Annotated in this window: 13 protein-coding genes and 1 tRNA gene; 12 read left to right on the top strand and 2 right to left on the bottom strand. The window is 51.3% G+C overall.

Annotation, left to right across the window (positions count from 1 at the left end; all coding sequences use genetic code 11):
• Positions 1 to 88 precede the first annotated feature (88 nt).
• Complete coding sequence (locus PXG97_RS00325) at positions 89 to 238, top strand: hypothetical protein (protein WP_276495715.1); 150 nt, start codon at positions 89 to 91, stop codon at positions 236 to 238.
• Between the two features lie 357 nt (positions 239 to 595).
• On the opposite strand, the gene PXG97_RS00330 is transcribed toward PXG97_RS00325, so the two are convergent.
• A tRNA-Met gene (locus PXG97_RS00330) sits at positions 596 to 669 on the bottom strand.
• A gap of 134 nt (positions 670 to 803) precedes the next feature.
• Here PXG97_RS00330 and PXG97_RS00335 point away from each other — a divergent pair.
• The 10 genes from PXG97_RS00335 to PXG97_RS00380 all read left to right on the top strand — a co-directional run bounded on the left by PXG97_RS00335 (position 804) and on the right by PXG97_RS00380 (position 11,829).
• Complete coding sequence (locus tag PXG97_RS00335; RefSeq protein WP_276495716.1) at positions 804 to 1,208, top strand: START-like domain-containing protein; 405 nt, start codon at positions 804 to 806, stop codon at positions 1,206 to 1,208.
• A gap of 97 nt (positions 1,209 to 1,305) precedes the next feature.
• Positions 1,306 to 2,718 carry an LptF/LptG family permease gene (locus tag PXG97_RS00340; RefSeq protein ID WP_276495717.1) on the top strand — a complete coding sequence of 471 codons (1,413 nt, stop codon included), beginning with the start codon at positions 1,306 to 1,308 and terminating at the stop codon, positions 2,716 to 2,718.
• A gap of 109 nt (positions 2,719 to 2,827) precedes the next feature.
• Entirely contained in the window at positions 2,828 to 3,103 is a 276-nt protein-coding gene (rpsO, locus tag PXG97_RS00345; protein WP_073851111.1) for a 30S ribosomal protein S15, read from the top strand.
• Positions 3,104 to 3,234: 131 nt separating this feature from the next.
• The gene (pnp, locus tag PXG97_RS00350) at positions 3,235 to 5,373 is read left to right on the top strand and encodes a polyribonucleotide nucleotidyltransferase (protein ID WP_276496874.1); all 2,139 of its coding nucleotides are present in this window, start codon (positions 3,235 to 3,237) and stop codon (positions 5,371 to 5,373) included.
• A 191-nt stretch (positions 5,374 to 5,564) separates the two neighbouring features.
• Entirely contained in the window at positions 5,565 to 6,428 is an 864-nt protein-coding gene (locus PXG97_RS00355; protein ID WP_025605096.1) for a sigma-70 family RNA polymerase sigma factor, read from the top strand.
• 141 nt (positions 6,429 to 6,569) lie between these two features.
• Positions 6,570 to 7,508, top strand: coding sequence for a thioredoxin-disulfide reductase (gene trxB / locus PXG97_RS00360; RefSeq protein ID WP_276495718.1), 939 nt, complete (start codon positions 6,570 to 6,572; stop codon positions 7,506 to 7,508).
• Positions 7,509 to 7,648: 140 nt separating this feature from the next.
• The gene (locus PXG97_RS00365; protein ID WP_276495719.1) at positions 7,649 to 8,698 is read left to right on the top strand and encodes a M23 family metallopeptidase; all 1,050 of its coding nucleotides are present in this window, start codon (positions 7,649 to 7,651) and stop codon (positions 8,696 to 8,698) included.
• Positions 8,699 to 8,709: 11 nt separating this feature from the next.
• Positions 8,710 to 9,429 carry a bacillithiol biosynthesis deacetylase BshB1 gene (gene bshB1, locus PXG97_RS00370; RefSeq protein ID WP_276495720.1) on the top strand — a complete coding sequence of 240 codons (720 nt, stop codon included), beginning with the start codon at positions 8,710 to 8,712 and terminating at the stop codon, positions 9,427 to 9,429.
• A gap of 131 nt (positions 9,430 to 9,560) precedes the next feature.
• Positions 9,561 to 10,574, top strand: coding sequence for an NADP-dependent oxidoreductase (locus tag PXG97_RS00375; RefSeq protein WP_276495721.1), 1,014 nt, complete (start codon positions 9,561 to 9,563; stop codon positions 10,572 to 10,574).
• Between the two features lie 97 nt (positions 10,575 to 10,671).
• Complete coding sequence (locus PXG97_RS00380) at positions 10,672 to 11,829, top strand: iron-containing alcohol dehydrogenase (protein ID WP_276495722.1); 1,158 nt, start codon at positions 10,672 to 10,674, stop codon at positions 11,827 to 11,829.
• 90 nt (positions 11,830 to 11,919) lie between these two features.
• Here the strand turns inward: PXG97_RS00380 and PXG97_RS00385 are convergent, their stop codons facing one another.
• Positions 11,920 to 12,537, bottom strand: coding sequence for a TetR/AcrR family transcriptional regulator (locus tag PXG97_RS00385; protein WP_276495723.1), 618 nt, complete (start codon positions 12,535 to 12,537; stop codon positions 11,920 to 11,922).
• 483 nt (positions 12,538 to 13,020) lie between these two features.
• On the opposite strand from PXG97_RS00385, the gene PXG97_RS00390 reads away from it, so the two are divergent.
• Complete coding sequence (locus PXG97_RS00390; protein WP_266205391.1) at positions 13,021 to 13,266, top strand: hypothetical protein; 246 nt, start codon at positions 13,021 to 13,023, stop codon at positions 13,264 to 13,266.
• Positions 13,267 to 13,341: the final 75 nt, after the last annotated feature.

A 13,341-nucleotide genomic window follows, 5' to 3' on the forward strand; every position in this document is an offset into this window, starting at 1 on the left:
TCTAATTTACCGCTTTACTAAAATATAAAGCATCGGTTCAAATCTAAGCTAACAACAAACACACATAAACCAGTAAAACCGCCTTTTTATGAAAACACTTTTACCAAAGCTTCTCCTGTTCATTTTTGCAGTTGCTTTCTTCTCCTCTTGCCAGAAGACGTACTGCCCGGCTTATGCCAGCCACAGAGACACGCCCCTCCACAAGCCGACTTTCCTGAAGGATCAGGCCCGTAGATAGAGGGTTTAACTTATGCGGTGTCGCTAGAGGGCACCAGGGGAACAACACACAACAACGCCATACCTTAAGAAGGTATGGCGTTGTTGTTTTCTGCAGTGGGTGCGATAAACTTGCTCCGTGGCAGGCAGGTTTGGCTGAGGCTTCGGTTGCCTTCTCCTATGCGGTCTGGTTCCAAGATTGTCTAACTATGCGGCTCGCGCAGCTCCTGGCAACGCAGTTGCAGCTCAGAGCACCCTGCCTTATACGAACCACCTGTAGGTTGTGGCAATGAGGTAATGGGGATCTTGGTTGCAGAGGCCGGAAGAGGGGGAAAAGAAAAAGGCTTGCGAGTATAAACTCGCAAGCCTTATCTGGTAGTAGCGGGGAGCAGAATCGAACTGCCGACCTCAGGGTTATGAATCCTGCGCTCTAACCATCTGAGCTACCCCGCCGAATTGTGGTGCAAATATAAGGGGTTCAATTTTAAATAAACAAGCATCTGTTCAGAAAAAAAATATTTTGTTTTGCAGATATATATAATTTGAAGAATTAATGCTATACTTACTCAGACACTTACAATACCCCTATGACGAGAGACACGAAGCTGAAATTTGTGCGCGAGTACCCTATCAACGCGTCTGCTAAACTGCTTTACCCTTACCTGAGCACGCCCGGCGGCCTTTCGCAGTGGTTTTGCGACGATGCAAGGGTGGATGAGGACAACGTGTTCAACTTCATTTGGGACGGGCGCAACCACTATGCCGAGATGACCGGCCATCGCACGAACAAATCGGTGCGCTTCCTGTTCCTGACTGACGAGAAGCGGCACACATCTGATGCCCCTTACATCGATTTTCACATCGAATCGAGTGAGCTGACGCAGGAGCAGTTCCTGAAAGTGGTGGACTACTCGAACGAAGACAGCGAAGAGGAACTGGAGGAGTTGTGGGACAATCTGCTGCAAAATCTGCGGGAAATAGTAGGAGGGTAGCGCGTTTGCTGGAGTAAAGCGTATCTTTGCACGGTAATTGCTAGCTAAGCATAGTTCTAAATGGCTGTGCATGGTTGCTGCCGCCCATTATTTGCGCATGAAGAAACTTGATAAGCTAATACTCCGGGAGTTTTTCGGCCCGTTTTTGTTAACCTTTGCTGTGGTGGAGTTTATCCTCCTGACCCAGTACATGCTAAAGTACCTCGATGAGCTGGTGGGGAAGGACCTGGGCGCAGAAGTGTTTGGCGAGCTTCTTTTTTACTTTAGTATCAACATGGCGCCGGTGGCCCTGCCGCTGGCTGTACTGCTGTCCTCGCTCATGACCTTTGGCTCGCTGGGCGAGCACCACGAGCTTACCGCCATTAAAACCTCCGGTATTGCCCTTACCCGCATCCTGCGGCCGGTGCTGCTTGTAGTAGGCCTTATAACAGTTGGCGCTTTTTTCTTCAATAACTACGTTGTGCCTAAGGCTAACCTGAAAGCTTATAGCCTGCTTTGGGATATCCGCCAGAAGAAGCCTGCCATGAACTTTAAGGAGGGGGCTTTCTACAACGGTATCCCGGGTTACAGCATAAAGGTGAACCAGAAGATGAACGACGGGCAGACCCTGCGCGACGTGATGATCTACGACCACACCAAAGGCGGCAACAACACCACGGTGATACTGGCCGACTCTGGAGAGATGTACCTGGACTACAACGATACCTACCTGGTGCTGGAGCTGTTCCGTGGCAACACCTACGTGGACCAGAATTCCTCCTCCTTCCGGAATTCCAACGAGCAGTTCGTGCGGCAGGAGTTCGACAAAAGCAAGCTCATGCTGAGCATGGCCTCCTTCAACTTCGACCGCACGCGGGAGGAGCTGTTCTCCGACAACAAAATGATGAAGAACATACAGGAGCTAAGCGTGGTGACGGACTCGTTGCGGCGCCACAGCCAGCGGGAGAAGCAGCTGTATGCACCCAACGTGGATCCTTTCTACATGTACTTCAAGGCCGATACCGGAGAGGTGAAGAATGGCTTGCGCCTGCAGGGGAAGAAGATTGAGAAGAAGCTGCCGGAGCCAACAGCCGAAGTGCTGGTGCTGGCTACCAATAAGGCCCGCAATATTAAGAGCTTTACCAGCAGCTATGTAGAGCGCGTGCGCAACACGGTGCGGGAGTCTAACAACTATGAAGTGGAGATATGGCGCAAGTACACGCAGTCGGCCTCTATCATCATCATGTTCCTGATCGGTGCGCCACTGGGTGCTATCATTAAAAAAGGAGGCTTGGGCGTGCCGGTGGTTATCTCCATTATCTTCTTTATCACCATGTATGTCATGTCTATACTTGGGGAGAAGTGGGCGCGGGAGGGTATGGTGTCTGTCGGAGCCGGCATGTGGGCGGCCAACCTGATCCTTTTGCCGATAGGGCTCTTCTTCTTATACCAGGCCCGCAACGACTCCAGCCTGCTGGAGATGGACTTCTGGCGCAAGCTCATGGCGCGCCTCCGCCGGAATAAACTGTAAAACCACTATATAAAGATTCGGCAAAAGTTTTTTTTGTAAAAGTAAATTATATACCTTTGTGGCTTGTATAGCAAGCTTTGCAAGATAAAAACAGATTGATATTTTTACGATGAGATTAACCACTGAAGCGAAACAAGAGATTTTCGAAAAGCACGGTTTCAACAAGTCAAAATCTGATACAGGTTCTCCTGAGGCTCAGATAGCGCTGTTCACGACACGTATCGCGGACCTGACCGAGCACCTGAAAACCCACAAGAAAGACTTTAGCACACGCCTGGGTCTTCTGAAACTGGTAGGTAAAAGAAGAAGGCTTCTGAACTACCTCCAGAAGAATGACATTGAAAGATACAGAGCTATCATTAGCGAGCTGGGTATCCGTAAATAAGCTTATTGTGTTAGGGAATTCATCAAGGGATTCCCTAATCTTTTTTTAAGCTATCCCCTTCCTGAGAATTGCCAGTACCGACAGTGTCGCAAAGGGTGGCGCTGTCTTTTTGATGATAAAGATAATTGATGATGTCCTACAACGCGATTAGTAAAACCATTTTTCTTCCGGATGGCCGGGAGATAACAATTGAAACTGGTAAGTTAGCCAAGCAGGCCGATGGGTCTGTGGTAGTAAAGATGGGTAACACCATGCTGTTGGCTGCCGTTGTTTCAAACAAAGAAGCCCGCGAAGGGGTTGACTTCCTTCCGCTCTCTGTTGACTATCAGGAGAAATTTGCCTCCTCAGGTAAGATACCTGGAGGCTTCCTGAGAAGAGAAGCGAGACTTTCTGACTATGAAGTATTGGTTTCTCGCCTGGTAGACCGTGTGCTGCGCCCGCTGTTCCCCGGTGATTATCATGCCGAGACCCAAATGACAATACACCTGATCTCTGCTGACACCGAGATCATGCCGGATGCCCTGGCCGCCCTGGCTGCCTCTGCTGCCCTGGCCGTATCCGATATTCCTTTCAACGGCCCAATCTCTGAGGTGCGCGTAGCTCGCATCGATGGCCAGTTGGTGATCAACCCAAGCGTTTCTGACCTGCAGCGTGCTGACATCGACCTGATGGTGGGTGCCTCAATCGACAGCGTGGTGATGGTGGAAGGTGAAATGAACGAGGTTTCCGAGGCAGAGATGCTGGAGGCTATTCAGTTCGCCCACGAAGCGATCAAGTCGCATTGCCAGGCCCAGTTGGAGCTGGCCGAGATGGTTGGCAAGACCGTGAAGCGTGAGTACGTGCACGAAACGCACGACGAGGACCTGCGCAAGAAAGTGTGGGACGCAACCTACGAGAAAGCGTATGCTGTTGCCAAGCGCGGTAGCGCCAACAAGCAGGAGCGTTCCGAAGGCTTCAAGGCTGTGCGTGATGAGTTCATCGCGTCGCTGGGTGAGGAGCACGGCTATGACGAGAACCTGATCAAAGTATATTACCACGATGTGGAGAAAGAGGCCGTGCGCAACATGATCCTGGATGAGCGTGTGCGCCTGGACAGCCGCAAGCTGGATGAGATTCGCCCGATCTGGTCGGAGGTGAACTACCTGCCGGCTACACATGGTTCAGCTATCTTCACCCGTGGTGAAACTCAATCGTTAACTACTGTAACCTTGGGTACCAAGCTGGACGAACAGATGATCGACAGCGCTATGGTATCAGGTACAAACAAATTCCTGCTGCACTACAACTTCCCGGCATTCTCTACCGGTGAGGTAAGACCAAACAGAGGTCCGGGCCGCCGCGAGATCGGGCATGGTAACCTGGCCCTTCGTGCTCTGAAAAAAGTGCTTCCGCCAGAGTCTGAGAACCCATACACGATCCGTATCGTTTCGGACATCCTGGAGTCTAACGGATCTTCTTCTATGGCGACGGTTTGTGCCGGCAGCTTGGCCCTGATGGATGCCGGTGTGCCTGTAAAGGCCGCAGTTTCCGGTATCGCGATGGGCCTGATCACAGACACCAAGACAGGCAAGTTCGCTGTGCTCTCTGATATTTTGGGTGATGAAGACCACTTAGGTGACATGGACTTTAAAGTGGCCGGAACCAAAGACGGTATCACAGCCTGCCAAATGGACATCAAAATCCAGGGACTTTCTTATGAGGTGATGAGCCAGGCGCTAGAGCAGGCGCAAGCCGGCCGTCTGCACATCCTGAACGAGATGTCTAAGACCCTCTCTGTGGCCAACCCTGATTACAAACCGCACACTCCGCGTTCATTCAACATGGTGATCGATAAGGAGTTCATCGGTGCCGTGATCGGACCAGGTGGTAAGGTTATCCAGCAGATCCAGAAAGACACGGGTGCAACCATCATCATCGAGGAGAAGAACGAGAAAGGCCACGTGAACATCTTCGCTACAGACCAGGATTCCATGAATTCGGCTATCGGCAAGATCCGTGCTATTACGGCTCAGCCAGAGATTGGCGAAGTTTACATCGGCAAAGTGAAGTCTATCCAGCCTTACGGTGCTTTTGTGGAGTTCATGGCCGGCAAAGACGGCCTGCTGCATATCTCCGAGATCAAGCACGAGCGCCTGGAAAACATGGAAGGTGTGCTGGAGATCGGTGAAGAAGTGAAAGTGAAGCTGATTGACGTAGACAAGAAAACAGGTAAGTTCAAGCTGTCGCGCAAAGCCATCCTGCCTAAGCCGGGAGCAGACGACAACAAATAACACCTGCCATAGTATTAACTCTTGGTGCCTGGCTGCTTTGGCTCACAGGGCACCAAGAGTTTTTATTCTCTATCGCCAAAGACTGCATCTTGATTTTATTCTGAAGATGTCAGAACTTTGCGCGATTTTCTGATGTTAAGTCACCGAGCCAAAACCATAGTTTTCACAATTTTTGAATAACACATACCCTGATGAGACAACTCAAGATAAGCAAACAGATAACGAACCGCGAGAGCCAGTCACTGGACAAATACCTTCAGGAGATTGGTAAAGTTGATTTGCTTACTCCGGACGAAGAGGTGTCGCTGGCACAGAGAATTAAAGAGGGAGATCAGTTTGCGCTTGAGAAGTTAACAAAAGCTAACCTGCGATTTGTGGTATCGGTGGCCAAGCAGTATCAAAACCAGGGCCTTTCTTTGGGCGACCTGATTAACGAGGGCAACCTTGGTTTGATCAAAGCGGCTAAGCGATTCGACGAGACGAGGGGGTTCAAATTTATCTCCTATGCCGTATGGTGGATCCGCCAGTCTATTTTGCAGGCGTTGGCAGAGCAGTCTCGTATCGTGCGTCTGCCGCTGAACCGAGTTGGGTCCCTGAATAAAATCTCTAAGTCCTTCTCAGAGCTTGAGCAGAAATTCGAGCGTGAGCCATCCCCTGAAGAAATTGCCGAAGTGTTGGAATTAACCACTGCCGAGGTGGTGGATACCCTGAAGATATCAGGCAGGCACGTGTCTGTGGATGCTCCGTTCGTACAAGGCGAGGAAAACCGTTTACTTGACGTGCTGGAGAACGAAGACGAGGAGTCTCCGGACATGGGCCTGATGAATGACTCGCTTCGTAAGGAGGTGCAGCGCGCCCTTTCCACGCTTACCAAGCGTGAGGCGGACGTGATCACGTTATACTTTGGACTGAACGGAGAGCACTCGCTGACGCTGGAGGAGATCGGTGAGAAGTTTAACCTGACCCGTGAGCGCGTGCGCCAGATCAAAGAGAAAGCCATTCGCAGGCTTCGCCATACGTCCAGAAGCAAAGCACTGAAGCCATACCTAGGCTAAGTACCAAGAAAATGAACATAACCCTGGCCGAAAGCCAGGGTTTTTTGTTTGGCATAACCGCCCATTTACCCATCCAAATACAGGCAAAGGCACAGAAATTTTGTATACTTGCAACCAAATTTAGAAAGACGTATTACAGTAATGGAAATAGAGAAAGTAAAGGTTCTGATCATCGGCTCGGGACCTGCGGGCTACACGGCGGCGATCTACGCCTCGCGGGCGGGGCTCTCGCCGGTGCTCTACCAGGGGCTGCAGCCGGGGGGCCAGCTGACAATTACCAACGACGTGGAGAACTATCCAGGTTATCCAGAGGGAATTAATGGGCCGCAGATGATGGAGGACTTTCGGAAGCAGGCCGAGCGCTTCGGCACCGATGTGCGCTACGGCATTGCAACTGCTGTCGATTTCTCCTCGCAGCCCCACAAGGTGGTTATCGACGATGAGAAGACGATCGAGGCCGAGGCGGTGATCATCTCGACCGGGGCCTCGGCCAAGTGGCTAGGCCTGGAGTCGGAGGCAAGGCTTAATGGCAGCGGTGTTTCTGCCTGCGCCGTGTGCGACGGCTTCTTCTACCGGGGCCAGGAGGTGGCCATCGTGGGGGCCGGCGACACGGCCGCCGAGGAGGCCACCTACCTCTCTAACCTGTGCAGCAAGGTCTACATGATCGTGCGGCGCGAGGAGATGCGGGCCTCCCAGATCATGCAGGAGCGGGTGAAGAACACAAAGAATATTCACATCCTCTGGAATACCGTTACGGACGAGATTCTGGGTGATGATACGGTTGAGGGCGTACGCGTTAAAAACACTATAACAGGTGAGCTGCAAGAGATCCCGGTAAAGGGCTTCTTTGTGGCCATCGGCCACCAGCCCAACTCGGGCATCTTCGGCGAGTACCTGAACCTGGACGAGAACGGCTACATCCGCACCATCCCGGGCACGAGCAAGACCAACGTGGACGGGGTGTTCGCCTGCGGCGACGTGCAGGACTTCACCTACCGCCAGGCCGTCACCGCCGCCGGCTCCGGCTGCATGGCCGCCCTCGACGCCGAACGATACCTGGCCGCAAAGGGTTTGCACTAATCCTTAATGCATTGACGCAATACAGGCTGGTTTAAAAATATAAAACAGGCTATGTTGCCTTACAATAAAATGGCTGTGCTGCAGTTTAATTTAGCGAATGACGTGCTGCGGGAAGGCAGCACAGCCAACTCCTGATGCAAATGTCGAAGAACAAAGCACCCCTACTTTTTGCACTGTTTGTACTTTTACTGTGCTGCAGCACTGGCAGCGCCCTAGCCCAGGGCAAGGTAAAAGACCTCTTTAAGGTGAAGACACCTAAGATACAGTATGTGCGTCCGGATACTACCATTTTAATCAAGTATGAGGATTTCCCGGATGAAGACTCTGATGCGGATCAGTCCATTTACTTCAATCCTAAAAAAGAGCTCTCCATTGTAAGCGAGGATACCTCTGAGCTTGACCTGGGCGAACAGCACATTGTGGAGATGTCGGAGGAGGTGTTGGTAGACTCTACCTGGATTCGGATTGCCGGTTACTATGCGATTTGGGACACCCGTAACATTAACCCATACCGCATGGACAGCCGCCAACTTAAGGATACGGTAGACATCAAGCTTTACGACCCGTCCAACAACCGCGACTACAAAATGCCCTTGGAAAAAACGCCGATTACCAGCAGGTTCGGCCCACGCAGCGGGCGCTGGCACTATGGCACTGACATAGACTTGGACACCGGAGACTCTATTTACGCTGCCTTTGATGGCGTGGTGCGCATTAACAAGTGGGATGGCGGAGGCTATGGCAACTACATTGTTGTGCGCCACTACAATGGCTTGGAAACGCTCTATGGGCACATGAGCAGAACTATTTCTAAAACAGGCGATTTTGTAAAGGCAGGTGAAGTGATAGGTTTAGGCGGAAGCACGGGCCGAAGCTCAGGGCCGCACCTGCATTACGAGGTGCGCTACCAGGGCAACCCAATGGACCCGGAGAATATCTATGATTTCCCTGATTACCTCCTGAAGGGGGATAGCTACCAGATCACATCGGCGGTGTTTAACTACGCCAACCGCGCCAAGAGCGGCAGTAGCAGCAGTGGCAGGCGCGCCGCCTACCATAAAGTTCGCAGTGGCGACACGCTCTCTGGCATTGCCAAGCGCTATGGTGTATCGGTTAGCCAGCTTACGCGCCTAAATGGCATTAGTACACGTACAACCTTACGCGTAGGAAGATCCTTGCGCATAAGATAAAATCAAACAGCATGAAAGTTGACATACTCGCCTTTGCCTCACACCCAGATGACATTGAACTCGGCTGCGCCGGTACGCTTATTGCCCATGTGGAGGCTGGACGGAAGGTAGGTATAGTAGATCTGACACAGGGGGAGCTCGGCACCAGGGGCACCCCCGAAATGCGCCTGCAGGAAGGCCGTGACGCAGCAAAGGTAATGGGGGTTGCAGTACGGGAAAACCTTGGCTTTGCCGATGGGTTCTTCCAGAATGACCGGGAACACCAGTTGAAGATAGTGGAGATGCTGCGAAAGTATAAACCGGATGTGGTGATCGCCAATGCCATACATGACCGTCACCCGGATCATGGCAGAGGATCTGCCGTTGTGTCGGAGGCTTGCTTTAAAGCCGGTCTGAAGATGATCAAGACGCAGGACAGTGAAGGGAGGGAGCAGGAAGCCTGGCGCCCGAAGGCCGTTTACCACTATATACAGGATCGGCTGATCACCCCGGATTTTGTCGTAGACGTGACCCCTGTCTGGGAAAAGAAAATGGAAGCTATCCGGGCGTTCAAGTCCCAGTTCTACAACCCGGATGACAGCTCCCCGAACACCTACATCTCCTCACCGGAGTTCCTGGACTTTGTAGAAGCCAGGGCAAAGGAACTGGGCCACGCCATAGGGGTAACCTATGGAGAAGGCTTCACGAAAGAGCGGCAGATAGGTGTGAGGAATTTGTTTGACCTGATTTAGAACTCTGAGCACTATATAAAAAGGAGAGCCGCTGCACTGTGCAGCGGCTCTCCTTTTTATGTAATGTCTCAAACAATAAACCTGTTTCCCGGTTTGGCTGTAATTAAACAAAACTATAGCCAAACCAAGACATGAAGAATAAAATCATACTTTTGGCAAGCCGCCCAAAAGGTACGCCTGCCATGGATAATTTTAAATTTGAGGAACAGGAGCTGCCGGAGCTTATGGACGGACAGGTGCTGCTGAAGTCACTGTATGTATCGGTGGACCCTTACATGCGCGGCCGCATGAGCGATGCGGAGTCCTATGTGGCGCCCTATACCGTTGGGGAGCCGATAACGGGTGGTGTTGTGGCTGAGGTGGTGGACAGCCGAAACAACCAGCTCCCCAAAGGGGCAGTCGTGATAGGCAACCTGCCGTGGCAACAGTATATAGTGCACGATGGCAGAGGCCTCGGGCAGATCGACCCAGACATTGCTCCCCTTAGCTATCACTTAGGCATTTTAGGCATGCCGGGGCTTACGGCATACTTTGGCCTCCTGCACATCGGCGATCCGAAGCCAGGCGAGACCGTGGTGGTGTCGGGTGCAGCAGGAGCTGTGGGCACCGTGGTCGGGCAAATTGCCAAGCTGAAAGGCTGCCGGGTGGTGGGCATCGCCGGTTCGGACGACAAAGTGGCTTACCTGAAGAACGAGCTTGGATTCGATGAGGCGATCAACTATAAAACCACGGCAAACATAAAAGAAGCGATAGCAAGCGCTTGCCCCGATGGGGTGGATGTATACTTCGACAACGTGGGCGGTGAGATTTCAGATGCGGTATACCTGAGGCTGAATAGTTTTTCACGAATTGCCATCTGCGGTCAGATAGCTTATTACAACAGCTCCACTGTACCGACCGGTATGCGTGTGGAACCTATTCTGCTGAAGAAAAAAGCCTTGATGAAAGGCTTTATCGTTGGGGACTATGCCAAAGAGTTCCCGGAAGCCGCCAAGGCCCTGGCTGCCTGGGTGCAGGAGGGCAAGCTGCAGTACCAAGAAACCATCACAGAGGGATTCGAAAACATCCCGCAGGCCTTTCTGGGGCTATTCACTGGCCAGAACACAGGTAAACAATTGGTTAAGGTAGCCGACCGTGAAGTATAAGCCGTAGTTATGTTTGCGAAAGGACAGTGGCTGCTGCCTTTCCGCAAAGTATAGGTTACAATTATCGAACAGCTAAAAAAGCTACTTAATAAACATTATGAATAATTTCACTTTTTATAACCCAGTAAAAATATTGTTCGGCAAAGGGCAGATCAGCTCTATTGCCAAAGAAATACCTGCCGGCGCCCATGTGATGATGACCTATGGCGGTGGCAGCATCAAGAAGAACGGCGTGTATGACCAGGTGATGGAGGCGCTAGACGGCTTTGAGGTAACGGAGTTCGGCGGCATCGAGCCAAACCCGCACTACGAGACCCTGATGGAGGCCGTTGCGCTTGCCAAGGAGAAGAAAATAGATTTCTTTCTGGCTGTGGGCGGCGGCTCGGTGGTAGACGGCACGAAGTTTATTGTGGCTGCTGTAGAGTACGAAGGCGAAGACCCTTGGGATATTATGGCGAAGCGCGAGCCGGTTAAAAAGGCAGCCCCCTTCGGCGCAGTGCTTACCTTGCCGGCCACAGGCTCAGAAATGAACTCAGGCGCGGTGATCAACCGGGTATCCACAAAAGAGAAGCTCTCGTTTGGCAGCCCTTACACATTTCCTAAGTTCTCAGTGCTGGACCCGGAGACAACTTACACGCTGCCGGTGCGCCAGATCAGCAATGGGGTGGTGGATGCTTTCTCGCATGTGCTGGAGCAGTACCTTACTTACCCGGTAAACGCGCCGCTCCAGGACCGCATGGCGGAGGCCATCCTCTTAACCTTAAAAGAGGAGGGACCAAAGGCGGTGCAGAACCCGAAAGACTATGATACCATGGCCAACTTTATGTGGGCGGCCACCATGGCTCTGAATGGGGTGATACGCGTGGGCGTCCCGACAGACTGGGCTACACACTACATTGCCCACGAGCTCACGGCACTTCATGGCATTGACCATGCCCGTACCCTGGCCATTGTGTTCCCGGCCCTGCTGCGTTACAAGAGCGAGAGCAAGAAAGAGAAACTGCTACAGTATGGGGAGCGTGTGTGGGGGGTAGGCAGCGGCACCGAAGACGAACGTCTGGAGGCTACCTTGCAGGCAACCATTGCTTTCTTCGAGTCGCTAGGTATCAAGACGCGACTGTCTGACTATGAGGTTGGGGAGGACACGATCCGGACGATCATCCGCAGGTTTGAAGAGCGGGGGGTAAAGGATCTAGGCGAGCGCGCTGATATTCAGATACAGGACGTGAAGGAGATCCTTAGTTTGAGCCTGTAATAAACCAATTTCTTCTTTTAGACGGGAAAAGCCGCTGCATGTGAATTGCAGCGGCTTTTCCCGTCTAAAACAGAGGCCGCCAATGGGTTGTTATACTTGTTCTTCATCCAGCAGAATCCCCTTGAAGATAATCTCTACCAGTCCCTTAAAAACTTCTCCTGGTGTTTGCGGCAGCTCCAGCATCAGTTCCTTAGGCACCTGTTCCGTAAAGTCAGGGTTCAGGATTGTTTCCAAGGCGCTGGCATACAAGAGCACGGCCATGGTCCGGTTTACGTTCCTGCGCACATAGCCTTTATGAAAACCCTCATCCAGCAGCGTGCTGAAACGCAGGAAGGCGGCGTCGGCCTTATGCCTTTGCAGTTGTTGCCAAGCCGAAGGGGCGTTTTTCTTGATATCCAGAACGAAATCCGGGTTGATGTCGTGCAGTTTGGTGCCAACGTAACTAAAGATGCGGCTAGTTTTCTCCGGGAAAGGCAGGTCGGGGTTTGCCAGCGTCATCTCCACCTCCTGCTGTATATCCTGTGCATGCTGCCGGATAATGACATTGAGTAACTCTTCTTTACCCGAGAAATACTGGTACAGCGTTTTTTTGCTCATGCCCAGGCGCTTAGCCAGGTCAGACATCAGCACCCTGCTGTAGCCGCAGGTAAAGAACATCGTTTTTGCCTCTGCCACGATCCTGTCGCGTGGATTATCAGGAGTACCCATAGTTAAGAGATTGATCAATTAATTTGCCTTTTACAGAAAGGCAGCCCTACAAATATATGGATTAACTTAGAACCTGCAGGAGGATGTGGAGCTATACCTCCGTCTCTGCTAGAAATTAAATTACGCAGCTTGCCAGCCCCTATGACTAAGAGGAGGAAAAATTTGAGCCAGCCAATTGCATTAAAGGGGCTATAGCCATGGGCCGTGGCAGTAGTACAGAAGAAAAAACACAGCAATTAACTCCCTGATATATAGTGTTTCCTATATTTAAGAGAATGTTACGATTTTGTAAATTTTATTTCTGCCATACTTGTATTTTAAATAGCAGTCTTCTATCTTGCAGCAAGCAGTTCCGGTATAGGCAAGCCGGTAAGTACAATACTAAAGACGACAGTTAGTAAAAGAATTAAAAACAGTGCTGAAATAATACACTAACTATTCAGGTGTATAAGGCGGCATCAAACAAAATCTAACTTTTAGCCAATGCTAGACATCATCAACCTAATTGCATTCTCCGGTATCTTCAACGTTTTGTTCTTTTGGTATGCGTCTACCAAAATGAGGTCTAAACCGGATCCTGTTAAAACCCTGATCGTGTCTTTTGTTTTCTCCATTCCTCTGAGCTTTCTGCTGATTGGTGTGTACACCACCATGCTGATTTATGCTGCTAAAAGCGGCGCCAGCGAGGATGCCATGTGGGAATACATGGAGCAGGAGGAACTGCAGTAGCCCTGTACTTATATTACTAGTATACTTCTGAAACAGCGAAAGCCACTCCTTGGAGTGGCTTTCGCTGTTATTATA

Source organism: Pontibacter litorisediminis (genome assembly GCF_029360645.1).
In the GTDB taxonomy this organism is placed as follows: domain Bacteria; phylum Bacteroidota; class Bacteroidia; order Cytophagales; family Hymenobacteraceae; genus Pontibacter; species Pontibacter litorisediminis.